We start from the raw sequence: 24,268 nt of genomic DNA, 5'->3' as shown, positions 1-24,268 counted from the left end.
ACGCCGACGTCGATGGCGATGGTACACGGCGCCTCGAAACGGATGATCTGCCAGCGGTCGACCAGACCAGGCTTGCCGAGCTGCTTGGCCCAGAACGGCGGCGCCTCGATGCCGCGCATCCAGCGCGTCACGGTGACCGTCTTCTCGCCATGGGTGACGTCGAACGGCGCTTCGGCCACGGCGTCGTTTCCAATCGAGGAGCCGTGCACGAAGGTCTCATGGGTGAGGTCCATGAGATTGTCGAGCACGAGACGGTAGTCGCAGTTCACGCGGATGGTCTTGCCGTCGCCGGCCCAGGCTGGGTCGTGATTCCAGTGCATGTCGGGCACCAGCGCGGGATCAGCCAACGCAGGATCGCCCATCCAGAGCCAGATGTAGCGGTGACGCTCGACCACGGGATAGGCGCGGACGCAGGCCGACGGATTGATGGTCTCCTGCGAGGGCATGAAGGTGCAGCGCCCTTGCGCATTGTATTTCAGGCCGTGATAGCCGCAGACGACGGTGTCGCCTTCGAGCCGGCCCTTCGACAACGGCACCAGGCGGTGCCAGCAGGCATCCTCCAGCGCAGTCACCGAGCCATCGGCCTTCCGATACATCACGACATGCTTGCCGCAGATCGTCCGCCGCAACAGCGCCGGCTTCACCTCGGCATCCCACGCGGCAGCGTACCAGGCGTTCATGGGGAAGGATTTTATCATCGGGTGCGCTCTCCCAGGGCTTAGGGATACCTACGTTCAGCCACTTTCGGCTGCTGATCGTCTAAGGAGCGCCCTATACCAATGGCGGAGCCGCTGCATTTGGATAGTCGAAATTGTGCGAGTCCACGGCAACCTCTCGTCCGGGGGGCGGTTTGATTATTGGGTAGTCGGACAAGCTTTCGAGAAGCTGACGAGGTTACAGCCGGGACCCACATTCGCCCCGGGCAATGCTCTGCCTCATTCCTACGGGCTAAGTGACTGCTGTTTTCCGGCTTCTTTCGCGCCACATTTTGCGGACATAGTCAGCTAGTTCGCGTTATCGTCATGCGATTTCCCGGATCTGGCCCTTTATTCGCAGTCACGACGATGAGAGCCGTCGCAGGCCTAGCGCCGAGGCTATTGTGGAGCTTCACGATGTTGACGCGCGCCCAGAAAGGTCGGCAATTTGACGCCTAGAACACGTATAAACAGCCGAGCTGGCCCTGAACGAAAGGGAGAGCTCTTGACATTCATTCAGGACATCTGCGCCAACAGCCGCCAGACGCTAGGCTCCAAAACACAGCATGCCTCCCTTATGTGGACGTTACTCCGCGCCGATCCGCAGGCCAACGCACCACAATCATCAAAATGCCCGGCATATCGGGAGGCCGCCATTTCGAACGCCTGGATCTTAAAGCGATGCATCCCAGTTTGTCGGTACGAAACCTGCCGCCGTAAACGTGCGTCGCGTTTCTAACGGTCCCATAATCGACTGGAAAACGCCACGGGACTCTCCTCGTCGATGGGATTATCGACGTTTCGCGATTCGGGCGATCGCGCTCTACGCATTGGGTCGGTTGCCGCAGGGTCACCGCGGCACTCATCAAGCGATGGTGAGGTTGCTCGACGCTCAAGCCTCCGCTCCAACTCCTCCAATCCTGCCTTACATTCGGCGACAACCGATTGGGCACGGAGCAGCTCGACCTTGAGCTTGTCCATTTCCCTAGCTACTTTCTCAGGATCCCAATCGTCCTGCATCAGCTCATCACCATCTGCAAACACCGATGCAAGGACGGGGCTTAGCTGCAAGGCTCCCGCTCGGCATCTCGCCGCTTCCAGTGCTTGAGCCGCAGCTTAAAAGTGACGCAAACGATTGTTCCAAGGCATAACGTCCTACCTTTCCGCGTGTCATATTATCGAGACCGACGTTCGCCGCGACTCTGTTTGAGGCCCGGAATGGTCGCCCAAGCAACGCGCGATCTCAAGATGATTGACTTCGCGCTGAGTTGCATCAGGAGACCGGCCCCTGATGAGTTCGGAACAGTTCATTTCAAGACTGGGGTCGCGTGCTGGATGAGCATCATGAAGACAAGTGGTGTCGTCCCCGATTCAAGCAACCGGCATGCCATGCATTGAAGCATTTTCATAGAGTGGCGAGGCTCAGCCTTCCCGCTCCCTCTCGCCGCAGGCGCCCTATTTGTTGCGCCTGAAACAACCGATGTCTCGAGCAAGACAACGACCGTACCAACCGCGACAACCTAACAGCATTCACTCGGACGGCACCCAATCAAAAAAGACGAATTTTGCTGATCTAGGCCAGCATGATCTCACCATTTTGCGCAGAGCGTCACGGTACGAGATCAAGTGAACGCGGCTGCAACAACAAGGTCGCATCGGACTAGATAGCTGAAGCTCGTGCAATCTGAGGAGCTTGTTAAATTAGCTTTATATTAGATAGCGCACGGCATCGCAGCCCTCGTGGATCGGTAAAAACGGGTAGTTGGCCATCAAATCAATGACAAACCGGACGCATTTGCAAGGACCGCAACTCCGATTGCACTCACAGCGCTTGGACAGATCGCCATGAGGGACACGCCTGGATAAGACGAGGCGGTGGTTTTCATTTGTTCTGCGGAGTGCGGATCATAGTGCTACCGCTGCTGCGCGAGCGTGTTTTGCTTGCGCTCTACCATGGGCACACGCGTCCGTCTGGCTTAGCAAAACCTGTCCTGAACATCTTTGCGTGCCGCTCTCGTCAGCCTAGCGGGTGAACGCGCTCCATCCGAGCACGCTCTCATCACTGAGCAACACGAAAACGCCCCGTCCGGTCGTAACGATCATAGGCCACCGTTTTGATCGCGCCATCTTCTCGTGCGGACGTTGACGAATATCAGAAGTACAAGGAGGAGGTGGAGAATGCGATCAGCCAAGTCAATGCTGAGCATGGCACGGACGAGTGGAAGGCGATCCACTACACGAATGACTCGTTCAGCCAGGCTGCACTCGCCCCTCTTTGCCGCGCCGCAAATGTAGGTCTCGTCACGCCGCTACGCGATGGCATGAATCTCATGGCGAAGAATATGTCGCGGTCCAAGACCCAAGGGATCCCGGTGTTCTTTTCCTATCGAAGTTTGCCGGGGCGGCTGAAGATTTCAAGCAAAACGGGGCGCTGCTGATGACCCAAACAATCCCGAAGACATTGCAGACGCTATTTCGAAATCGAGACCAACATGCCGCTGGAGGAGCGTGTCAGGCGCTGGCGGTCGATGATGGATAAGATTGAATCCTATACCATCCACGACTGCTCGGCGGACTACCTCCGGGAGCTGGATAAAAGCCGCATCAGCGTTCCGGTTGATCAGTTCCACCATCTCGGTCTCGGCTGGACCAACGAGGCCCAAATGCCGCTCTATCAAGATTAGGCAGCGGCGGTAACCGCCTACAACGAGATCGATCCCGCGGCTGCCGCCTTGAAAGAGGCCGTCTATGCAGACGTGAAGTCGGCCTTTGAGGGCTTTAGCGGTCCCGCTGACGCACATGCAGGACAGACTCTGGGATCTGCCGGCGCCGACAGGTTCACGCAATGGCAATGGCTCGACGCCCCCGCGCAAAACCCATGACACGGCGGGTGGCGGGCCCTTAACAAGAAAAGAGTAATCCGCGACTTTCTCGTTGAGGCGGTTTATGCGGGCGTGTCGCGTCCGCAATGGACATGAACGGCGAGCCTGCGATCGTCGAGGGCTGTTCGGTCTCTTCCAGCGTGCAGAGCGCCAGTGAGGGCCTCAAAAGAGGTCGCCCGGACTGGGGGGCGCGGCCGCCGCGCAAACGGCTGCTATCCGGCTGCAACAGGAGAGAGTGGATCGAGAGCCTCCTGCTCCAGGTGATGCACGTCAGGTCCGGAACACAGCCACTCAGCAAGACCACGGATCGCACTGTCTGATGTCGCGATGGACGCCAGGCTCGGATCGGCAGAGGTCGAGTGGCCGGATTGCTCAGCCAATTCCTTCGTCATTAGATGCGGCAGTGGTCCCCGGGGGAGACTTTCCTCCAGATACCTAAAAATGCGCACGCCTCCGGCGTCAACATCGCCCCAATGAAGAAACGGCACATCGGCCGGAAGGGCATTCAGGACGTTGGTCAGAAGTTCGATCACTCCTGCCCCGGGAAAGCCGCCGATGTAAACGACTAGGCCGTCATCCTCGATCTCACGAACCTGACGATTGAAGCTTGCGTAGTTCTCGATCGTCAGCACCGCCGTCGGTCTTTCCAGGATCGACAATTGCGGAAGCATTTCCGGATGAATGGATACGAAAGGCTTTGCGCGGCCATCGATCAGGCGGCAACAAGCCCCTTCCACGGCAAGAGGTCCTTTCAGGTGGACAGGGTGACCGAAGCGCTCCAGCCCGATGTGCGCCCAAACCACATCCGGCGCTGCGCCCGGCTGCCCGATCCGGGCGGCGAGAACGCCGGCAATCCGCGAAGCGTGCCGATCGAAGGCCTTCGTGTCTTTCGTCGCCTTTTGGGAGAAGGTTCGCGCGTCCAGTCCTCTGGCCTCCTGCCGCGAGATGGACGCCAACAGCGTGAAGAACTCCTTAGCGGTGTCGGGCTGGCTGGCCGTGAGGCGGTACGCTGCCTCGCTGCGTGCCCACTTAGCTGTCATCTCTTCCAACAAGCCGACGACCCACGGCTCGCCGTTCGCGGCGATCGGGAGCAACTCGTCCCTGAGGCGCTGCGCTGTAGCCGGCGCAGTAGGACGACCGAGATGCCTGGCAAGCAGCTCAGGGTCGCGGACGCGGACCCGCTCGATCAGGTGACTCCGGTCTCTTCTGCCCCATTGCACCTCGACAGCGCCGAACCTTGTCGCTGACGCCATTTGGTCGTGGAAACGGATGACTTGCTGTGCCGTCGGGAGCCTGTCGTATTCCAGAGCCGCGGAAGCCGGGCGAGACCGATCGGGGTTCCGTTCGCTTCTCTCGAGCAGGCGTTCGAGGAATTCGGTGCCGACGTCGGCTGTCCTAACGTTGGTCATTCCGCAGCCTGGTCTTGCGGGGCAGCCTGAGTCTGCTCGGTCGCGATCAGCTCCGACTTGAACACGTCGAAGCCCTTCCGGTACGGATCGATCGCAACGATAGCGTCGCGCATTTTCTCCGTCAGGAATTCGGTGTCGATCACTACCAGGTTGCCCAGTCGGTTCACGTTCACGACCGTGTCGACCACCTCCATAAACACATGGCGCTTTTCGTCCGGGGTGGCCAGCATGACCTGGAGCCCGAGATCCCGCATGAACTCAGAGCACTGACCGATGGCCTTCGTGTCCAGCCGGTTAAAGGCCTCGTCGAAAATCGCGAGCGATAGCCCGCTTTCTCCGGTGCGACGGTTCTGGTACGTGGCGGCTAGAGAAGCGCCGATGGCGATGTAGAACGGCAGTTGCCCCTCGCCGCCGGAGCCCGTGCCGGCGCGGCTGGTCAACGATGAGCGGATCTTGCCCTCGGCATCCTGGATGTAGAGCTCGAAGTTGAAATACTTGCGCGGATCCTCGATGTCCTCCGTCCGTGCCTCCGGATTGGCCAATATTTCCTCAATCTGGCGCACCGCCCGCATCAGGGGAGAGGCTGCGTCGCCGCTACGATCCCCGAAGAGAGGCAGGTTGAACTCTGGCTTCCTAGATTCTTCGACGAGCTCGATCATATCGACGTGGGTCGGGGCCTCAAGCGCCTTGAAGGAGTAGTAGTCCCGTCCGTGGAACTGACGGTCCTTGAGGTGCCGATTGAGCTCGCTCAGAGTCGACTTGATTCCAGTGAAGGCGTCGTCGAGGCGATGTAGGAGATCATCGCGGAATGCCGAGGTCATCTCGGTCGCGGCGTTGCGGCACTGCTCCTCATATTGGACCAGTTCATGCGCGTCGAGGCGCTCCTTTTCAGCCGCGGCCCATTTCTCGACGGCCGCCGGTGTCGCCTCTTCGGCGGTGAAGGACGGCACGACATGGAATTCTTGACCATGCTTGTTCATCGCATTGGTCATTTCGCGCATGAGGCTGGAGCGCCGTGTCGTAGAACGTGTCTCCCTGTCCGCGATCATCCCCACGATATGGTTCGGAATGGTCTCCGTCGCCAGCGCGGCAACTTCCTGTCGATAGTCACGCATAGTTGTCGATTGCGGAAAATCCTGCCGCAACTGACGCGCGCGGTCTCGTCGAGCTACACGGGCGGAGTCGCGGTTCTTTTGCATGTAGTCATCGTAGGCACCTTCGGCTTTATCGCGAGCACTCTTTGCATAATCAAGGGCCTTCTGTGTCTCTGACTTTCTACGGCCCGCCGTCTCGGCTGCCGTAGCGAGGCGCTTCAGGTCGGCGACGAGCTTGGGATCGCGATTACGCTTCGCGTCCTCGATGTTCTTCTCGATCTCCGCGATCTTGCGGTCGAAAGCGGCCAGGTCTGCGCCGCAGTCGAAGCATGTCAGCCCAGCTTCGAGCATCTTCTGGAAGCGGGCGAACATGTCCTCGAAAAGCCGGGCCTCTTCTTCTAGCCGGCCAACCTCGCGCGCCCGCTCGGCAAGCTGCAGCGCGAGCTCCTGCCGCTCGGCTTGAAGCTGTTGACGCATTTGGGCCTGCGTAGACCGTCCGAGCTTAAGGTGCTCGGGTTTAGGAAGTCGCCGGACCGTCCTACCGCCCTGCATCATGCGGTCCGGCGTGATGGCGTTCTCGGCGGCGACCATCTTGTCCATGGTCTCCACCATCATGAGCCGGCCAAGGCGATAGTTCAGGAAGGCCCGCGCATGCCGGTTTTCTGTGCTGATGATCTGTGCCAGCGACCCTTTGTCTGACGGCCTGGTGCTTTCGGTTTTGGTCGTGTTAATGACTTCGGCGTGCTGGAACGAAAATTCTCCGCCCTCCCGGTAGATTTCGAGGGCGCGGACGGCCCGACCGGGTTCGACGATGAGCGCCTCCCGCGACCGTCCCAAGACGGCTTCGGCGGCCATCCGCCACTTGTCTTCGCGGATTTCCACTAGATCGCACAAAGGTTCGGCTTCGATCCCGTGCGAACGAAGCTGGTCAATCAGATCCCGGGTGCCTCGCTCGATTGGGCTCAATCCCTGTTCCATGCGCTTTAGATTGCTGTCGATCTGATCGATACGATCCTGCAGATCTCTTGTCGCCACGCGGGCGTTGAAATGGACGTCCGAGAACGTCTTGCGGACCGCCGCCAGACGCTCCTGGTCGACTGCGACAAGGGCCGCATCCAGATGTGAGGTGCTGTCCTTCCAATCTTCCGGGAGCGTCTTGTCCCACTCGGAAAGCGGCGCCCTACTCCGGGCGATGACAACTGCGCTCAGCAGCGCATGCAGCAGGTCGTCGCGACGAACCAACAGATTGAGCTCGACCGCCTTCTTGATCGAAGCGATGAGGCTTTCGAGATCCTTCAGTGGTGCCATGGCGTTGGCGCGCTTGCTCAGAGTTGCGGTCTTGTCTGACTCGTACATCTGAGCAAGCTGCTCGGCGTCGCTGGTCCTAATCGACAGCTCAATGCTCTTGTGCTCGGCCTCGAGCGTGGCGTGTCGGGCCGCGGCCGTGGTCGCTTCGACTTCCGCGTTGCACGCGGCGGTCCGCAGCTGCGCGAGTGCCTCTTCCTGCCGCCTGGCCTCGCGGCGGAATTTCTCCCATTCCAGGCGGGCAATCTGCCAGCTGGTGGTTGCGATGACCCGTTCGTTTTCGACAGCCCGACTGACGATGCGGAGAACTAGGGCGAGGCTCGCGCTTTGCGCCTTCAACTCCTCGATACGGTGTGTCAGCGAGCGCCAATGCTCGATCCCCCGGCGCAGTCTGTCGACCTCGATTGGCTGGATATCGAGAACGTAATTCCGGACGAACTCCGTCGGATTGTCCACCGGCTTCAGCAGCAGGGCGTTCCTGAACGCTCTCTGGAAACGCCGCGGGTCGAGCGGGAAGCCCGCCGGTGACAAGACCCTGAGCGATTCCGCCACGAAGTCGGTTGCGCTCGAAAATGCATCGTCGACGTCGATTTTCCGGGCTCGCATCGCGGTGCGCACGGCGTGCCACTGTAGCGTCTCAACCTCGTCCTCGTCGAGCGCGGCGAGGACGTCATCCTTGGCCACGGCGCCCTTTACGATGAAACGCGCTTCGCAGGTTTCGTCGCTCCTCGATGCCGATGCCGCGAAGGCTACGCCCAAGCTCACGGCCGATCCGGCGGTCATGTCCTCAAAGACAAGGATGACGTAAGTGTAGGCATGCTGTCGCGTTGGCTCCGACCTCTCGCCCTTTTCGTCGAGCGAGACAACGCCGAGACAGTAGTCGCGCAGCGTCCGCTTGCTCCTGACGTTGCTCTGGGCACTCGGATTGAATCGGATGCTGGCCATACTCGCGCCGGACAGAACGGTCTGCACAGCGTCGATGATCGCCGATTTTCCCGCGCCGTTCGGTCCGATGATGGCGGTCATGCCGCGCATATCGACCTGCTGAGCGCGGAACAGGTACCAGTCGACCAGAATGATGCGACGGAGTTCGATCACGTCTGCCCCTCGCTGGTGACGTCGGGCTTTTCTGCCGCCGCGGTGGAACGCGACACGAACTCCTCCAGCGAGCCAAGTGTGTCTCTGGAGACAACGGTCGGCAATGCAGGTCGCAGGAACAAGGTGAAGTTCCTGTCGTCCCGATCCTCGATCCTGACCAGTCCCCTCTGCCGGAAGCCGGCGAGGATTTCCTTCACCCGCCCGAAGTTGGGCCGCTCCCGATGGGTCCGATCTTCGTAGATCTGCAGGATGTGCTCGCTCTCGACCTCCACCTCGCCGAATTCCTTCGCCTCGTACCGGGTGAACGCTTCCTCATAGTGGAGTCGCAGCACCAGCAGCAGCAGGCTCTCGTCGAGCTTCATGCTCTGGCGCGGAGGCAGTTCGTTCGCGACCAGGCCGACATATCCGTCGTTCGGCCTGCCGACGACCCGATATCCGAGCGCGTCAAACAGGTTCTCGAAATAGCCCGCGTAGTGGCGCAGCACTTCGTACGAAGTCTTCATGCCCCAATCGTTCTCATAGATGAACTGCGCACGCCAAAGCGCCTGGGCGGCCTGACGCAACTCTTTCTGGAGATGGTCGCCGTCATGGCCTTCGGAGTCCGCGTCGTCGATGATTTTGGAAAGGTCACGCAGCATCGGCCGAGGTCCTCGTTCTCGCGATGCGGAAGGCGGTCACGTCGATCCAGTCGTTCGAGGTGCGCCCCTCTTCCAGCGTGACCGTGAACTCGCCCAGTCGCACGGAGCGACCGACGGCAGCCAGGTTCGGGAACGCCCGGTAGGCGAACAGATCGGCAATGCTTTCAATATCGACCTCCGCAGATGAGACGACGTCGCGATCTTGCATCTTCCGACGAGCGAACTCGAGCAGCCTCTGATCGGTCACCCGCACCATCCGATCGAACTCGGTTGTGGCTTGTACATAGGCGCGAAGATAGGGGTCCTGCTTCGGCACCTTGAACCGCGTCCGCTCGGGCGGAGCTTTAGGCGGCGGGGGCGTGTACAACGCGAGCGACGTGACCGGCAGACCGACATCCGGCGATCTCAGCCGGATCTCGACCTCGTCGTTGCCGATCTTCGAGAGCTGCTCGATCAACCGGACGATGCGCTCGGCGGATCCCTCTCCCATGACATCCATGTAGTGCACGGCGGTGCGGATGCGGCGTTCGAGCCGATCCCGGAAGTCCTCGATCTTATCCATAAACGGCCCGACATCCTCGAACACGCTCTTGATCTTCTCGAGCTCCGCGATGACGCGCTCCTCGGCCGTGGCAATAGTGGCGCCCGCCGCCATAACACCTTGTTCGATGTAGGCGCGTGCGATCTTGCCGAGGCGCTCGGCGTCCGCGAGCATGTCGCCCGCGAGAGATGCGATCATGCGACGATGACGGTAGGGATTGTTGGACGTCTTGAGCTGCTTGTAGTCGGCGATCAGCAGCCCGTCGACGAAATCCTGGAAGAACGTGCGAAGGATGGCGGCCGCGTTCGGATTGCCGAGAATGCGGTCCTCAATCTCCCGCATGCCGGCGAGGATGCGGCGCATGCTGCGCGCGAACCGCAGAGCCGTGTCGTGTGCGTTGGCCAGGCCTTGGGCCATCGTCTCCGGCTCACGAAATGCGGCCTCCAGGTTGTTCTTGACGTCGACCACGGCGCCGGCGACGCGTATGCGACTGCTGCCGAAATCGGTAATCGCCCCCAGGACCATGAAGGCGTCCGGATTCATGTCGACGTAGGTCCGCCACTTTTCGGTCTCTTCGGTGAGCCAACCGGAGTCGCGTAAACGGTAGTAGGCGAGATAGTGGGCCTGGCTCGTCGTCTGGTCTTCGTCCGTATCCCCCTCGGAAAGATCACCCATTGTCCCGATGCCGAACTCCGACAGTCCGATCTCGATCTGCCTGACGACCTCTTCTCTAAGCGGGGTCTCGAGGATGCGGGCAGAGTAGACGCGCTCGTAGAGCCGCATCAGGAGACGAGCGTAGACGTGCTTTTTCGGGCCCGAGAGAGGGCGGAAGAGAGTCTCTGGGAGATAGCCAAACAGCTTCATAGCGGGTCCTCAGCCTAGCTGATTGAACCGTCATATTGACTCAACCGCAAGAAAAAACTGAGGACTTTCAGGGCGTTCTAGCGTCGCCGCTTAGCCTTATTGTATCGAGCGTCGTAGTCAGCTAGGCCGGGGCGCCCTCACGCCGAGGGGGCTACCGTCGGCAGAAAGGTCGCTGCGAGACGCCGATGACGCTATGGCTTCGCCGCCTTCCTTGCGTCACTCGAGGTACTCCCGAGCGGCATCCTCCATAACCGACCAGGCGGCCCGCTTCTCTTCGAGGGCCGCCGCATGCCGGCGGCGATCTGGGAATCGATCATTATTAGGACCGTGACACGCTTTCCGATCGGCGTGCGCATGCCCGCTTCGATGCCTTTTTCTTCCCCACCCTGGCCTTTCCGCGCCGTGCGAAGCAGTTGGTTAACCATACGGCATGCTGACGGTGTTCGCCAGATGAGGTCCGGCTGAACAAGACGGAAGTCCAAGGCCGGCGGACCCGCTTTAGGGGGCAGCGCCGCAGGGCTAGCTGACCAAACGCAACCAGAGTGGGTTGATGGGCTCCATCCGATACACTCTTTTATGTCTCAAAACCTCTTTCAACACGCTTTTATGTCCCAAATGACAATCTTGTATGTCCGAAGCGGACCGCAGTCATTCTGCCGTCGCCCACGGCCAGAATGGCCGCACATCGTGTTGCTGCGTCTGACCGATGCTGATGCGATGGGCGCTAGCGCAGTTGGCGTGCTTCTGTCCGCACTGGAAAAGAGCTTACCTCAATAGGCCCCGAAAGTCCCGTTGAAGAACAGGTCGCAGTCAGGGCGCTAGTCGCGAGCCGGCCCGGGTGATCCGCAGCAGCGAGCCGCTCGAAATTAGTCCGCCTGTTACGGATTTGGTCGATGAGGGATGGCGGGCTCGCGCCATAAATGATCGGTTCGAGTATCTGGGCTTCGAGGCCCCCTATTGATCGCTTCGATGATAGACTCGGTGAACAGGTTGTCGCGAGCAGGGTCGTGACGAAAGGCGACCGAGTGTCTCATCCTTCATCGAAAAGGCGGACGGCGCCGGCCTGCCGAGCGCCTTACCACACACCGGGCGAAGCTAAAGCATCCGCCGAATCGACGTAGATTGTCGAGCCGACCTGCACGCGACGCAGCTCCTGCCGGTATCCAGCGGCTCCCGCTTTATGAAGCGTCTCGATGGCTGGAGGATCGTCTGCACCGAAAATAAGGGCCTCCGCGAGCACGCGGCCTGTCATCATGGACGGCCGCGCAATGCCAAGCAGGCTGAGCACGGTCGGCGCATAGTCGCAGATACCGGAAGGCACGTGCGATTCCACGCCGCTTCTGATCAATGGGCCCGCTAGGATGCCGAGCGACAACATTTCCCTGGCGTGCAGCCCGCCGTGCACACCGAGCCCAACCGGCGAATCCGGGCCCCAGCAGCGGCCGGGAAGGCCAAAGGAATCGAGACCATCATCCCCCCGAAAACAAAACGAAATGTCAGCCGACCGGGGATGATCGGCGAAGACCAGATGACGGGCGAGGCTACCTGGGGCGATCCCATCGTCCCCGCTCTTAGCGGCCGTAAAAACCGGACCGCACCAAGGCCGTTCCATCATTGCCGCAACCGCGCGGCGGATGGCTCGGTCGGATGGCTCCGACAGGTATATGGCGCCAACCTGACCTGACATGACGACCGCCTCGATCCCCGGTCCTGGTACTTGGGCACAACGCATCCCAGTCGCGTTCAACGTGTCTAAGAGATCAGCCTGCGCGTGCACTGTTACATGGCCATGATCGGATGCTACGATAAGATGCACGCCTTTCGGCGCCCCTTCAGATTCCCACCATTCAAGCACGCGGCCAAATTGGCGGTCGAGAAAGCCGATCACCTCCAGAGTCCGCGTCGCGCCGATTCCACAATAATGCGACGAAGTGTGAGGCTCGCCGAAGGAGAGAATTGTGACATCGGGCTGAATTTGGGGCCAGACCTCATCAAGCAATGCCGATGTTAGAAAGGCTTGAGCGGCAAGATCCGGGGTACCGTGAGGCGTCGGCGCCGGTGTCGGCCCAAGCCGCGCCTCCACCCTTTCGAGCATTGCCGCTGGCGTGGCGAGGCGAGCGAAATGACCCGAGAGCGTTACTTGGCTCAGCGGTCGCGCCTTGTGGTTCAGCATGCGAGTTGCTCCAGCTGAATTCGAGGCGAGAACCGCAAACGTCTTGCCGTTCGCCGCGAGAATCTCGCCTAGCGACGGCGCGCCGACCAAATGCCCGCCGCTCGAGGCATCGAGGTCCTCAATCAGGCGGTCGTCGCCCGTGTCGATCAAGCGCGGCGCTGCTGCCACGCGATCAAGAAACCTGTTACCGACAATGCCATGACGATCCGGGGTCGCGCCTGTGATCAGGCTCGTCAGTGAAACCCGGGTCTCGCTGGGGTAGATGGTGCGCTGCCGCGCTAGCGTAGCACCGCGGCGCTTGAGTCTATCCAGGTTGGGCGTCAGCGATCGCGTTATCAGATCGGGCCGAAGCCCGCCAAATAGCACGATGATAACGCGGTTTGGACCTGATCGATCTGACATAAGGGCATGCTCTCTTAGCTAGATGTTCCAAGGGTCCCCACAGCTGCTCACTTGAAGCGCTGTGACACGGTGAGGGATCGGTACAAGCTGGCTGAGACCAGGTCACCGATACTCTCGCGTGTCCCTGTGAACCTTTCCGTGATTCCATGAGGACTTTTCTCTCAGGACGAGCGATCGTGCCGCGATCATCACATACGAGGGCCGCTTCCGGACACAATACCTAGGCGGCCGGTTATCTTGATGACGCACTCTTTGCCTCGATTGTTCGCAGGTTTCGGCGGAGACGTTCAGAAGTTGGGCGCCGGAGGGAAATCGAATTCGCCAGCTAGACAAAGCCGTGTGCGCTCTTTTCGCTTTTGTAGAGAAAGTGAGATGAGCGCAGCAACTATCGTACCAAATACGTGGCGCGCGACACTTACGACGCGAGACAAAAGGCGGACAGATTTTACGGCTCGTCCGACGCGTTTGAACGCATTGAAGCGACTATCACAACATGTGCGGAATGAGACACAGCGCCAGCTGTGCGCTCCCTTATCTGCCGAACAAGACCCAATTCCCGAATGTAGCGAACATCTTCGATGGTGGCGACGCGATCGCCACTGTTGCGCCATCGATCCGTCGTTCGTATTCAAATACCAAAGCTCGCAATGCAGGGTTCTCTTCATCGCAGCAGTTTCGGACGTCGCTCGAGGCCTACCAAGGTTGGTAGTGCCGACAGTAGGCTCTGTCTGGTTTGATTTTGCGCATTCTGAGCGGCGCCCTGTTGAAGGATGGTCGGCAACTCGTCGCGCCAGGAACTCTGGTCATCAGCGTCCTCTGAATCCGCAACGTCGGATCACTGAGGGCGAGCAACTGCCAATCGTAATCGCTAAGGAGGGAGGGTAATGGCTGCGCGAACCTCGATTGCTGATAGCACGAACTGGCGCGGAGAAAGGTGCCTGGATCTTAGTCCATCGCGTGCGCGTGGGCCGACGACCCGACCCATTCGGCTAAGGCCGCTAGTGTTCTCCCGGAGTCGTGTTTGCCGTCTGGGATAAGTCGGCATTCGTCGCGTGGTTAAGCGATCGAGCAAACGAGCAACTTTCGCAAAACGATCAACGACCACGGGTTTGTGCCACTTCAGGCAGTTCGGAGCAACCACAGTTTCAATTGGACGGCCTGTGAATGACTGCTCAGCGGAGAGCGATTCCTATTCAGCCGAATGCCGTCCGGCTCCAACTCCGCTGAATGAAAGGGCGGCTTTTCATGGAAGTGCCGAAAAATCAGGCTAGCAAGCAACTTAGCGACGGCGACGAGCAATCGAATTCCGCACGTGTAGCGTGCTCGCGCGATCACTTGGAGTTCCTCGACGTCGTTATGGATGTTCGGACACAGCGCGTGAGTCGCAGCGGAAGACCAATTAAGATGAGGCCGGTGGAATTCCGGCTGCTCCAGTATTTCCTTGAGCACCCGCAGCAGGTGTTTTCGAGGGCCGAACTCCTATCCAGCATTTGGGGCCAGCACCTCCACGTCGTTTCGAGGACTGTCGACGTCCATGTCGGGCGCCTTCGCAAGGCACTCAATAAAAACGGTCAACCCAATTGTATCCGGACGGTGCACTCCCGAGGTTACTCGCTCGATGCTCAGGATTAACTCCGTTGAGAACGCGCTAGCTTGACAGGGTTCCGCCGCGAGGGTTAGCTCGGGACTTGTGAGGCTTAATCCTCCGATCCTGCTCGCTTGATCAATCTTCATCGCAGTTTTGGCCTACAATGAGGTCCCCTGGGAGCTAGGCGGGCGGAAACAGGGTTTCCTACCTTGGATTTTGCCATGGACTATGCAGCAAGCCGGTAGGTGCTGCTGAAGAGAAAAGGCAGTGTGAAGTGGTCCACAAAAGCGTTCCGCGTTTGTTGTGGCATGCGATCCTCTGATAAGCATATGTTCGAGCCTGTTACCGATCAGCGGCAGTATTTGAGAATTCGCGAATTTTTGGCTGAACAAATCGAACATGGCAGATGGCACCCGGGGGAACGACTGCCTTCAGAGCGGACTCTATGCGAGCAGTTTGACTCGGCACGAACAACGATTCGGCAAGCCCTCCTGCATTTGGAAGGCGAAGGCCTAGTGTTCCGAAAGGACCGGAGCGGATGGTTCGTTTCCTTTCCCCGGATCACCTACGATCCGACCCATCACATCAATTTCGCGCGGATTGTCGAGCTCCACGGGCGAATGCCGCGATGGGAGCTTATTGGAATAGGACGTGTCAGGGCGGGACCGCGGCTTGCAAGCTTCTTCGAGCATAGGGGGGATCTAGACGTCTTCCGTATGACCACCCTTTGCTCGATTGATGATCGAAGGGTCGCGCTTCAGGAGTATTTCCTCGATGCAGAGGTTTTTCCCGACCTTGACCAGATTTCTCACGAGGCCCCGCTCACCGACACCCTTCGCAAGCACTACGGCGTTCAGACCGAACAGAGGCGTATCACCATTCGCCCGACGCGGCTGAACGAATGGCAAGCCCACGCACTAGGCCTGACCCCGAGCGCCCCCGGACTGTTCATCCGCCGCCTCAAAGTGGAGCGGTCAGGACGTGTGGTCGAGGTCGACAACGAATTCTGGCGCCACGACATCATCGAGTTCTCCATCGAAAAGTAATCGCGCCAAGCAACGCGCCCGCTTCTCCCAAGCGACGGAACAGTCTTCGTCATTTAGATGTAACAAGAGTGTAACAGATCTGGTCCATACCAGTTGGCGCAGATGGCGCGGGGACCGCCCCCGGATCGCCCCTGGAGGAGGGATCGAATGGCATTTCTTGCCTTGTCGACTAAGCTGTTCCTGAGCGCACTCGGTATGGGGTCTTTCCTGGCAGGCAACCCATGTAAGCCTGCTCACGCGGCGACTTCAGACCGGCTCATCGCAGCCGTGCAACAAAATCCACCCACTTTGGAGCCTATGCGGGAATTCAGCAATGTTGCCATGCGCATCGTTCCGAATGTCCTCGAGACCCTGATCGACATCGACTACAAGCAAGGCTTTGCCCTTGTCCCGGGGTTGGCGACCTCTTGGCAGCGCGTGGACGAGCGAACTTTGGAGCTCAAGCTGCGTCGTGGCGTGAAATGCCAGGATGGAAGCGACTTCACAGCCGAAGATGTTGTATTCACTTTTGGACCAGAGCGTTTTCTAGAGGACAAGGCGCCCGGTCATGCAGTCGGCGCGATCCTACTCGGCAACATCGCCTCCGTTGAAGCGGTCGGCCCCTATGCTGTGAAGGTGATCAGCAAGGTCCCCGATCCTCTCCTCGAGGAGCGCCTTGCGAATTATCCCGCCCAGGTCATTTGCAAGCGAGCATATCAAGCGGCAGCCAATTGGGACGCGTGGAGCCGGGCGGTGATCGGAACCGGTCCCTATCGCTTAGCCGAAATCAAACCCGGTGAGTCAATCACACTCGAGCGCTTCGATCGTTACTGGGGAGAGAAGGCGCCGGTTGCCAAGGTCGTCTTCAAGGAGGTGGCAGATACGAGTGCCCGAATTGCGGGATTGCTCACAGGCGAAGTCGATATCATAACGGAGGTGCCTCCTGACCAGCTCAAAGAGATCGAGGATCGCGAGCGCTTCGCGACCGTCGGGGGCCCCATCCGCACTATCCGTATGATCGTCTATAATGGTGGCGCCAAAAATCTGGCAGATCGGCGACTTCGCCAGGCTCTCAATCTCGCGATCGACCGGCAGCTGATCGTCGACACGGTTTTCCATGGGCGCACACGCGTGCCGCACGGGCTGCAACAGGACTTCTTCGGGAAGATGTATATCGCCAATTGGCCACAGCCTGCCTACGACCCAAACAAAGCCCGCGAGCTTCTCAAACAGGCCGGCTACAAGGGCGAGTTGATACATTACCGTATGGTCCCCGACTACTATACGGCCGGAGTGGCGACGGGACGCATTCTACAGCAGATGTGGAAGGCGGTCGGGCTCAACGTTCAGATCGATTTCGTTGAGAACTGGTCCCAAGTCTACAAGAAGGACGACGCGCGTAACATACAGGACACGTCGGCCACGGCTTTCTTTCCTGACCCCGCCAGCCAGTTGTGGCGGATCTTCAGCCCTAACGACCGTTATCAGCAAGAAGGCTATTGGGCCAATGCCGAATTCGATAGGCTCGGGCAGATCCTTGAGCAGAGCAGCGATTTGCAAGCCCGCCGTAGCGCCGCCCGCGACATGCTGCGCATCTTAGACCAGGATCCACCAGGCACCGTTCTGTACGAGCTCCCGGTGTTTTACGGCAAACGCAAGGCCCTCGTTTGGACTGCCTATCCCTGTGAATTTATGGATCTTCGCGCCGGCAATCTGTCCTTAACGGGTGCGCTCGGCAGCAACCCTGCGCAAAACATCCCGTAAGCTGTTGCGACCACCTGACCGCAACGAGAGAAGCGCCGCATGACACGATCCGCAACGATCGCAAGCTCCCTGCTGCATGTCGAGGATATGAGCGTTCATTATCGTGCAGACGGCACACAAAAAACTGTCGTCCGCAGACTTGGATTCGAGCTCGCGAAGGGCGAGATTCTGGCGATAGTGGGAGAGAGCGGCAGTGGAAAGAGCACCGCTTGCCTCGCGCTGCCCGGACTCCTCCCAAATGCCGCATTGGTGACGGGTCATGCGTGGCTAAATGGTGCCGACGTTTTGGCCCTTCCTCAGGAAAGCCGCTCTCGGCTTTGTGGCCGTCGCATCGGGTTCGTATTTCAAGATGCTCATGCTTCACTAGACCCTCTACGAACGGTCGGCTCTCAGCTTAATGAGGTCCTGCGCGTCCACGGTGTTACCACCGGCAAAGCCAGACTCGCCAGAGTACGCTCCATACTTCTGGAGGTAGGACTCAGAGACCCTGCGCGGGTCCTCGCGGCCTATCCCCATCAGCTCTCCGGGGGAATCGCGCAACGGGTTTGTATCGCATTGGCGCTCGCAGGTGATCCGGAACTGCTCATTGCCGACGAACCAACGAGCGCACTTGATGTCACTGTGCAGGCGCAAGTGCTCGCGCTCATCCGCCGTCTTTGTGACACCCACGGCCTCGGAGTGATCCTCGTCACGCATGATCTCGCAGTTGTGGCCGAGATCGCGGACCGGATGCTCGTAATGTATCAAGGCCGGATCGTTGAGTCGGCTCCCGCTGATATCTTGTTTGCTACGCCCGCCCATCCATACACAGTCGGGCTCATGGGCGCCGTGCCGCAGATCGAGGAGCGTAAACGCCGGCTCGTGCCCGTGCCTGGTAATCCGCTTCAAGATGCGGTGGAGGCTCTCGGTTGTGGGTTTTTGCGTCGCTGTGTCCACGGAAGTCCTGTTTGCGCGAATGAGACTCCCGCTCTTCGAACTCTAGGCAGGGCCCACAGGGTTGCCTGCCACCATGATGTGTACGGCGAGAGCGCTGGACCAACGCACCTCGAGGCCACCGAATGACCGGCGACCCGCCGAACAGGTTGCTCTTGGCCGCGGAGCAGGTGACTCGCATCTATCGTGTTGGTGCGCGTGCGCTTCCGTTTACTTCCCCCCCGCATGTGTCAGCCGTCCAGAATGTGACTCTGATGCTGCACGCCGGGGAACGCCTCGGCATCGTCGGTGAGAGCGGATCTGGAAAATCGACTCTCGGTCGCCTCCTCATGGGCTTCGACCAGCCAACCCACGGCCGAGTTCTTTATTGTGGACGAGACATACGCGAGTTCTCCCGTACCGAGCGCTTCGGCTTCCACCGCGCCGTCCAGATGGTCTTCCAGGACACGCATGGCGCCTTAAATCCACGCTTGCGTATTTTCGATCAGGTTATCGAGCCTCTTGATGTGCACCGTCTCGGCACGCGCCAGCAGCGCCGCAACCGCGTCCATGATCTGCTGAGCAAGGTCGGCCTGCCTGCCGCTATCGCAGAGCGATATCCGGCGGAGCTGAGCGGCGGCCAACGCCAACGCGTAGTCATCGCTCGCGCCCTCGCGCTTGCCCCGAAGATTCTGATCTGTGACGAGCCAACCTCCGCAGCCGATGTTTCGGTTCAGGCGCAGATCGTCAATCTCCTAGATGATCTGGCACAATCGGAACGGCTTACGCTCGTTCTCGTTAGCCATAGCCTCGCGGTCGTCCGGCATCTCTGCACCCGGGTCGCCGTCATGCATTCCGGATGCATCGTCGAGGAGGCACCCGCCGAGGTGCTTTTCCACGAGCCGCTGCACCCCTATACTCGCGCGCTGCTCGGCGCCTCGCCGGCTTTGGCTAGGCGACGCCGGCGTTCTACTCCAGTTCAAAGCTGTACTGCCATTTCTTCGCCTTCCGGAATCGGCTGCGCCTACGCATCTGCTTGTCCCGATGTGGCAGAGCTCTGCAGATCCGCCGCTCCAAATCTCATCGAACTCGTTCCAGCTCACCATGTGGCCTGCCACAAGGTGACGACCGGCCGCCGCTCCGAAAAACGCATCGAGGAAGATCATGCTGGCATTGGTGCTTAGAAAACTTTTCCGCGCAGCCTTGACTGTATGGCTGACGGTTAGCTTCGTCTTCATCGTTCTTCGGCTGTCCGGCGATCCAGCACAGATTATCCTCCCTATTAATTTGGTGACCCCAGAAGTTGAAGCGGCACTGCGCCACAAATGGGGGCTCGATCAGCCGCTCATTGTTCAGTATTTGGACTATGTAGCCAATGTTTTTCGTGGTGATTTTGGTTTCTCATTCAGAGATGGGCGCCCTGCAGTCAGCCTTGTGCTCGCCTCTTTGCCCAATACGCTGGCCCTCATGGTCGTCGCAGTACCGTTGACCATCTGCACGGGTATCGCGATCGGCGTGCTTGCTGCATTGCGGCGCGGCCGATTAACGGACCGTGCAATTATGCTGACCGCAGTCACAGCATTTAGCGTTCCCAACTTCTTCCTCGGGATTCTGACGATCATTGTCTTTGCTGTGAGTTTGCATTGGCTTCCCACGGGAGGGACGGGATCGATACGTCACGTCGTGCTTCCCGTACTTTGCCTAAGTGCCGCCTGGATCGGGATCTTCGCCCGCTTCACACGAGGGGCGACGATCGATGTGTTGGGGCAGCCTTTTGTCACTGGGCTTCGAGGTCGCGGCATACCCCAGATGGCTATCATACGCGCACATATACTGCCGAACGGGATGATTCCCACCCTGACCGTCTTCGGTATGTACATCGGCTCGCTCATCTCCGGCAGCATCATCGTCGAGAGCCTGTTCGCATGGCCAGGCGTAGGTCATCTCTTGGTCGAGTCCGTGTTCAGCCGGGATCTTGCCGTCGTTCAGGCCATCATCTTGCTAGCTTCTCTCATGATGGTAACGGCTAATCTGCTCGTCGATCTCTCCTATGGCTGGCTCGATCCGCGGATCCGCGACCTCGAGATTGCGTCGAGGGTGCTGTGACCTGGCATGAATCTAATCTCGGCGCCGTGCGTGCATACGAGCCATTGAGGCGACTGTGGGCGCGGCAGTCTGTGCGATGGCGTGCAACACGCTTCGCGCCGCTTTCGGCATTGGCGCTTGCCTGGCTAATCCTTTTGCTCATTTCGGCGTTGCTGGACAGCCTTCTGTCCAGCCCGGATGCGATCTCCATGGATCTGCGCGCCAGGCTTCGACCTCCCCTTCTTTTCGGCGGCAACTGGGCGCATATCCTCGGTACTGATGATCTCGGCCAAGACATCTTGGCCCGCCTTCTCCTCTCAGTCCGCACCAGCCTGCTGGTAGCGCTTGTGGGCAGCGGCCTTGGAGCGTTGCTCGGAACGACACTGGGCTTCATCGCGGCGCATTTCCGGGGCTGGATTGAGGAAAGTGTTCAGATGCTGGTGGATCTTCAGGCCGCAATGCCGTTCACCATCATTGCGCTCGCGCTGTTGGCGTTCTTCGGCAACAGTTTTGGATTGTTCCTGGTGATCATGGGCATCTACGGGTGGGAGCGGTATGCGAGGTTGGCTCGCAGTTTGGCGCTTTCAGCACTCGGTCAAGGCTATACCCTGGCTGTAAGGAGTTACGGTGCCGGCTTTCTCCGGCTCTATGGCCGTCACGTTCTACCTAACGTCGCCGGGCCGCTCATCGTGAATATGATCCTGAACTTCTCGGAGGTGATCCTCCTCGAGTCCGCATTGAGTTTCCTTGGCCTTGGCGTTCAGCCGCCGCTGAGCAGTCTTGGTACAATGGTCGGCTATGGAAGAACCTACGTGACGACCGCCTGGTGGATCGCCGTCATTCCCGGCGTCGTGATTGTGCTGACAGTGCTCTCTCTCAGCATACTAGGCGACCGGATGCAGGATCGATTGAACCCTGCGAATCGGAGTTGTAGATGACGCGCAGTCATTTGAGATGCGTTTTTAGGCAAGACGCCGACCTTCATGACAGACTTGAGATTAGCCTCGATGACCGGCCGCTCAGTAGCTTTGCTCGTGCAGCGCTGTGTCATCTTCCGACCCCTTTGGAGCCGCTTCACCGTTTAAGCGCTCATCTCGGTGGCAATCGATCGCTCTACGTCAAGAGAGACGATTGCACCGGGCTTGCCGGCGGCGGCAACAAATCTCGTAAGCTCGAGCTTGTTATGGCCGACGCTCTTCAGCAGCAGGCTGACGTCGTGATCACACATGGCGCGCTGCAATCGAACCATGCTCGACAAACCGCCGCCGCTGCCGCCCGTCTCGGTATAGGCTGCCGCCTGATCTTGGAACAGCGGCTGGATAATCCAGGCGAAGTCTACACTTCTTCCGGGAACCTGCTGATGGGGCGAATCCTCGGTGCGCCAATTGAGGCCGTCGTAAAAGGAACAGACTGTCTTAAGATCGCGCAGATGGCTCTCCAACGTGAGCTGAAGAATGGTCGAAAAGCGTATCTCATCGCGGGTGGCGCTTCGACTCCCCTCGGCGCTATCGGCTACATCGCTTGCGCCTCTGAACTTGAAGCGCAAGCTCGCGACCGAAATCTTAGCATCGACGCGATCGTCTGTTGTGCCGGAAGCGGCGGTACACTCGCAGGCTTGGCAGCCGGAACCGCCTATTGGGAGCGGCCGCCATATCTTTTCGGAGTCAGTTCCGGCTCGCACAATGCTGTCTCAGCAGCAGCTGTTTTGGCACTTGCGGCGCGTACGGCTGACCTCGTCGGGCTCGACTCCTCCGTGGTACGTGCGCGGAGCCGTATCGAGGTGCTCTATCCCTCGGCAGACTACGGCGTCGTCGACCCCTCCGTGCTGGAAGCCATTGACGTCACGGCCCGCACGGAAGGCCTCCTTTTGGATCCCGTTTATACCGGGAGAGCAATGGCCTCGCTGCTCGCCCAGGCGACCGTCGGCGCGTTGGGAAAGGCCAAGACCATTGTCTTCCTTCATACGGGGGGCATTCCTGGCCTGTTCGCCTACGGTACAGCGCTCTTGCAGTCTGACAAAGAGAATGGCGAGACCATCGGTCGCGCCCGAACGTCAGGCATCCATGCATGACGGAGCCGATACTAGGCTCGCCGCAGTCGTTAACCAAGCATCGATAGGAATCCCAGTGTTGATAGCACCGCGAAGCCAATGATCCAGGGTATGTATGCCGGGCGTCCTCTTGGAAAGAAAAACGGAGCGACATTAAGCACCCCAAGGCCAATGTTGGTCGTCGCGAGAAATGAAAAGAAACTATCTGCGCCGATGAAGGGCCTCAGCAGGAAGAGCAGCGTAAGGGCGAGGATGTTATGGGCGATCGGCAGGCCCACGATCTTCCCGCTCTCGGTTGCGCCATAAACGTTGAAGTAGCTCAGCCGCAAGACTCCAGCGCTTGCAACAAACACTGCTGAGAGGACACCGGCCGTGCCGAAATTCCCGACAGCCATGAGTAGAATGGCGGGAAAGATGCCGCTGCTGATAAGATCTGCAAAGGAATCCAGATTGGCACCAAGCTCTTCAAATTCCTTTGGACGACCCCTAAGACGGGTCGACAGCCAGCCATCGATCCAGTCCGCGACTACGGCCCAGAGTACTGAAATAAGCGCAAGCTCGAATTCATGCTTTACGGCGAAAGATATCGCAAGCACGGATAGGCAAATGCCACCCATAGTGATGAGGTTGGGAACGTCTGCCAAAAGCTGAATCATTAACCTTGGTCTACCAGCCGCGGGCGTTGTTCGCATGCGAGCTCCCCTCTCGTTCAAGTGAACGCAAATCAACTTCCTACAGTCGGGAGATGAACATGGGCACCATGCCGAGCTCCTCGACGCCGCTCATGATCGCCAGGACACGGCGGTCCGATCGGTCGAGATTCGCGTGCAGGATCACACCGATCATTCGTCCGCTATGGGCAACCTGGATCCCCAATGCCCCATTAGCGCGAGCAATGTCCAAAACATCCGCAAGGCCCGGCTGCGGAAGATAGCGTTGATTGACCAGGGCGCTTTCCGTTCCGACGCTCGCTAGAAGTGAAAGATTCTCCTCGGCGATAGCGCGCGCTAATGACCGCCGCAAGTCGTCGAAGTGGTCAATCTCCGCCGGCTCATAGCGAGCGGGAGAGAAATCCAACGTCAGCAAAGGATTCTGCGGATCGCAATTTGTGCTTATGAGCCCCATAGGCGGGAGCTGCCGTTCGTAGTTTTGGATGACAATACCCTCGCGGTGCGCAGCAAGAACGGCGCGCGAGGTGAACATGGTTCCGTCGCTCGCTTGCTCCGCCGTCACGGCTAGTTTGAAAAGCTGCACGGGGCCAAGCTCGACACCGAGTGCGCGGGCTGCTGCCTTAAGGGTAGAGACAACGTCAGCTGTTGATGAGCCCAACCCGTAGCCGATAGGGATGTTGTTGCGAATGCGTATAGATAATCCCGGGGCCCGTTCGCCGTATTGGCGCAACAACAGGGCTACCGCGCTTAGCGCCTTCGATTTTTCGGGTGGGTCAATATCGACAGAGGGGTCTCGCTTAGAGAGCACCCAGGCTACGGAATTGAAGATCGGACAAAGTAAACTGACAAGGCCTCGATGGATCCGGCCCTCGGCATCGCGAAATGCTCCCTGCAGGATCTCGCCATGGTGTCCCAGTCCGCTGCCGACGGACGTGATCTGCCCAACTGGCCGCGTGCGAGGATCGCTGCGCTCCGGTGTGAGATGCCGGTATGCATCCTGCCGAAGAATCGTTGGCTCGATGCCCATTCCGGTTGTCAGCCTATCTTCGAGCATGCCAGCTCGCTCCATTGC

At 59.3% G+C, this 24,268-nt stretch carries 18 protein-coding genes; 10 read left to right on the top strand and 8 right to left on the bottom strand.

Annotated elements, in window-relative coordinates; translation table 11 throughout:
* Positions 1 to 698: aromatic ring-hydroxylating dioxygenase subunit alpha (locus BM222_RS37500; protein WP_092239673.1), on the bottom strand; the 698-nt coding region annotated here is incomplete at its 3' end.
* A gap of 2,111 nt (positions 699 to 2,809) precedes the next feature.
* Between BM222_RS37500 and BM222_RS42635 the strand changes: the two genes are divergently transcribed.
* Both BM222_RS42635 and BM222_RS42630 read left to right on the top strand, forming a co-directional pair.
* A complete protein-coding gene (locus BM222_RS42635; protein WP_244547411.1) occupies positions 2,810 to 3,133 on the top strand; it encodes a trehalose-6-phosphate synthase in 324 nt (107 codons plus the stop codon).
* A gap of 54 nt (positions 3,134 to 3,187) precedes the next feature.
* Positions 3,188 to 3,379 (top strand): hypothetical protein, encoded by a 192-nt coding sequence (locus BM222_RS42630; protein WP_244547410.1) that lies wholly within the window; start codon positions 3,188 to 3,190, stop codon positions 3,377 to 3,379.
* Positions 3,380 to 3,789: 410 nt separating this feature from the next.
* On the opposite strand, the gene BM222_RS37480 is transcribed toward BM222_RS42630, so the two are convergent.
* From BM222_RS37480 to BM222_RS37450, 5 genes are all read right to left on the bottom strand, one after another.
* A complete protein-coding gene (locus BM222_RS37480) occupies positions 3,790 to 4,986 on the bottom strand; it encodes a Wadjet anti-phage system protein JetD domain-containing protein (RefSeq protein WP_092239667.1) in 1,197 nt (398 codons plus the stop codon).
* Complete coding sequence (locus BM222_RS37475; protein ID WP_092239666.1) at positions 4,983 to 8,483, bottom strand: SbcC/MukB-like Walker B domain-containing protein; 3,501 nt, start codon at positions 8,481 to 8,483, stop codon at positions 4,983 to 4,985. Before BM222_RS37475 ends, BM222_RS37480 begins: the two co-directional genes overlap by 4 nt.
* A complete protein-coding gene (locus BM222_RS37470) occupies positions 8,480 to 9,121 on the bottom strand; it encodes a DUF4194 domain-containing protein (protein WP_092239665.1) in 642 nt (213 codons plus the stop codon). The genes BM222_RS37475 and BM222_RS37470 overlap by 4 nt, the downstream gene beginning before the upstream one ends.
* A complete protein-coding gene (locus BM222_RS41590; protein ID WP_177243708.1) occupies positions 9,111 to 10,526 on the bottom strand; it encodes a Wadjet anti-phage system protein JetA family protein in 1,416 nt (471 codons plus the stop codon). Before BM222_RS41590 ends, BM222_RS37470 begins: the two co-directional genes overlap by 11 nt.
* Positions 10,527 to 11,601: 1,075 nt before the next feature.
* A complete protein-coding gene (locus BM222_RS37450) occupies positions 11,602 to 13,101 on the bottom strand; it encodes an alkaline phosphatase family protein (RefSeq protein ID WP_092239663.1) in 1,500 nt (499 codons plus the stop codon).
* A 1,227-nt stretch (positions 13,102 to 14,328) separates the two neighbouring features.
* On the opposite strand from BM222_RS37450, the gene BM222_RS43575 reads away from it, so the two are divergent.
* The 8 genes from BM222_RS43575 to BM222_RS37410 all read left to right on the top strand — a co-directional run bounded on the left by BM222_RS43575 (position 14,329) and on the right by BM222_RS37410 (position 22,546).
* Positions 14,329 to 14,733, top strand: a complete 405-nt coding sequence (locus BM222_RS43575; protein ID WP_092239662.1) for a winged helix-turn-helix domain-containing protein — start codon at positions 14,329 to 14,331, stop codon at positions 14,731 to 14,733.
* A gap of 285 nt (positions 14,734 to 15,018) precedes the next feature.
* Complete coding sequence (locus BM222_RS37440) at positions 15,019 to 15,735, top strand: UTRA domain-containing protein (RefSeq protein WP_177243706.1); 717 nt, start codon at positions 15,019 to 15,021, stop codon at positions 15,733 to 15,735.
* 147 nt (positions 15,736 to 15,882) lie between these two features.
* Positions 15,883 to 17,478 carry an ABC transporter substrate-binding protein gene (locus BM222_RS37435; RefSeq protein ID WP_177243705.1) on the top strand — a complete coding sequence of 532 codons (1,596 nt, stop codon included), beginning with the start codon at positions 15,883 to 15,885 and terminating at the stop codon, positions 17,476 to 17,478.
* 39 nt (positions 17,479 to 17,517) lie between these two features.
* Positions 17,518 to 18,540, top strand: a complete 1,023-nt coding sequence (locus BM222_RS43570; RefSeq protein ID WP_092239659.1) for an ABC transporter ATP-binding protein — start codon at positions 17,518 to 17,520, stop codon at positions 18,538 to 18,540.
* Positions 18,537 to 19,574 carry an oligopeptide/dipeptide ABC transporter ATP-binding protein gene (locus BM222_RS37425; protein ID WP_092239658.1) on the top strand — a complete coding sequence of 346 codons (1,038 nt, stop codon included), beginning with the start codon at positions 18,537 to 18,539 and terminating at the stop codon, positions 19,572 to 19,574. Before BM222_RS43570 ends, BM222_RS37425 begins: the two co-directional genes overlap by 4 nt.
* The gene (locus BM222_RS37420) at positions 19,555 to 20,496 is read left to right on the top strand and encodes an ABC transporter permease (protein ID WP_092239657.1); all 942 of its coding nucleotides are present in this window, start codon (positions 19,555 to 19,557) and stop codon (positions 20,494 to 20,496) included. Before BM222_RS37425 ends, BM222_RS37420 begins: the two co-directional genes overlap by 20 nt.
* A complete protein-coding gene (locus BM222_RS37415) occupies positions 20,493 to 21,413 on the top strand; it encodes an ABC transporter permease (protein ID WP_349509901.1) in 921 nt (306 codons plus the stop codon). The genes BM222_RS37420 and BM222_RS37415 overlap by 4 nt, the downstream gene beginning before the upstream one ends.
* Positions 21,410 to 22,546, top strand: a complete 1,137-nt coding sequence (locus BM222_RS37410; protein ID WP_092239656.1) for a D-cysteine desulfhydrase family protein — start codon at positions 21,410 to 21,412, stop codon at positions 22,544 to 22,546. Before BM222_RS37415 ends, BM222_RS37410 begins: the two co-directional genes overlap by 4 nt.
* 29 nt (positions 22,547 to 22,575) lie before the next feature.
* Here BM222_RS37410 and BM222_RS37405 read toward each other — a convergent pair whose 3' ends face one another.
* Positions 22,576 to 23,181 carry a CDP-alcohol phosphatidyltransferase family protein gene (locus BM222_RS37405; protein WP_177243704.1) on the bottom strand — a complete coding sequence of 202 codons (606 nt, stop codon included), beginning with the start codon at positions 23,179 to 23,181 and terminating at the stop codon, positions 22,576 to 22,578.
* Between the two features lie 76 nt (positions 23,182 to 23,257).
* Positions 23,258 to 24,250 (bottom strand): GHMP family kinase ATP-binding protein, encoded by a 993-nt coding sequence (locus tag BM222_RS37400; protein ID WP_177243703.1) that lies wholly within the window; start codon positions 24,248 to 24,250, stop codon positions 23,258 to 23,260.
* Positions 24,251 to 24,268 lie beyond the last annotated feature (18 nt).

Origin of the sequence: Bradyrhizobium sp. Gha, from assembly GCF_900113735.1 — a bacterium.
Lineage (GTDB): Bacteria > Pseudomonadota > Alphaproteobacteria > Rhizobiales > Xanthobacteraceae > Bradyrhizobium.
The sequence above is the reverse complement of the archived record's forward strand: the minus strand, read 5'-3'. Positions and strand labels throughout refer to the sequence as shown.

What these genes read in the sequence shown, in the direction of transcription:
- BM222_RS37400 (WP_177243703.1), bottom strand. Translation starts at nt 24,250, where the DNA reads ATGCTCGAAGATAGGCTGACAACCGGAATGGGCATCGAGCCAACGATT.
- BM222_RS37425 (WP_092239658.1), top strand. Translation starts at nt 18,537, where the DNA reads ATGACCGGCGACCCGCCGAACAGGTTGCTCTTGGCCGCGGAGCAGGTG.
- BM222_RS37405 (WP_177243704.1), bottom strand. Translation starts at nt 23,181, where the DNA reads ATGATTCAGCTTTTGGCAGACGTTCCCAACCTCATCACTATGGGTGGC.
- BM222_RS37450 (WP_092239663.1), bottom strand. Translation starts at nt 13,101, where the DNA reads ATGTCAGATCGATCAGGTCCAAACCGCGTTATCATCGTGCTATTTGGC.
- BM222_RS37480 (WP_092239667.1), bottom strand. Translation starts at nt 4,986, where the DNA reads ATGACCAACGTTAGGACAGCCGACGTCGGCACCGAATTCCTCGAACGC.
- BM222_RS37440 (WP_177243706.1), top strand. Translation starts at nt 15,019, where the DNA reads ATGTTCGAGCCTGTTACCGATCAGCGGCAGTATTTGAGAATTCGCGAA.
- BM222_RS37435 (WP_177243705.1), top strand. Translation starts at nt 15,883, where the DNA reads ATGGCATTTCTTGCCTTGTCGACTAAGCTGTTCCTGAGCGCACTCGGT.
- BM222_RS41590 (WP_177243708.1), bottom strand. Translation starts at nt 10,526, where the DNA reads ATGAAGCTGTTTGGCTATCTCCCAGAGACTCTCTTCCGCCCTCTCTCG.
- BM222_RS37420 (WP_092239657.1), top strand. Translation starts at nt 19,555, where the DNA reads ATGCTGGCATTGGTGCTTAGAAAACTTTTCCGCGCAGCCTTGACTGTA.
- BM222_RS37470 (WP_092239665.1), bottom strand. Translation starts at nt 9,121, where the DNA reads ATGCTGCGTGACCTTTCCAAAATCATCGACGACGCGGACTCCGAAGGC.
- BM222_RS43575 (WP_092239662.1), top strand. Translation starts at nt 14,329, where the DNA reads ATGAAAGGGCGGCTTTTCATGGAAGTGCCGAAAAATCAGGCTAGCAAG.
- BM222_RS42630 (WP_244547410.1), top strand. Translation starts at nt 3,188, where the DNA reads ATGCCGCTGGAGGAGCGTGTCAGGCGCTGGCGGTCGATGATGGATAAG.
- BM222_RS37410 (WP_092239656.1), top strand. Translation starts at nt 21,410, where the DNA reads ATGACGCGCAGTCATTTGAGATGCGTTTTTAGGCAAGACGCCGACCTT.
- BM222_RS43570 (WP_092239659.1), top strand. Translation starts at nt 17,518, where the DNA reads ATGACACGATCCGCAACGATCGCAAGCTCCCTGCTGCATGTCGAGGAT.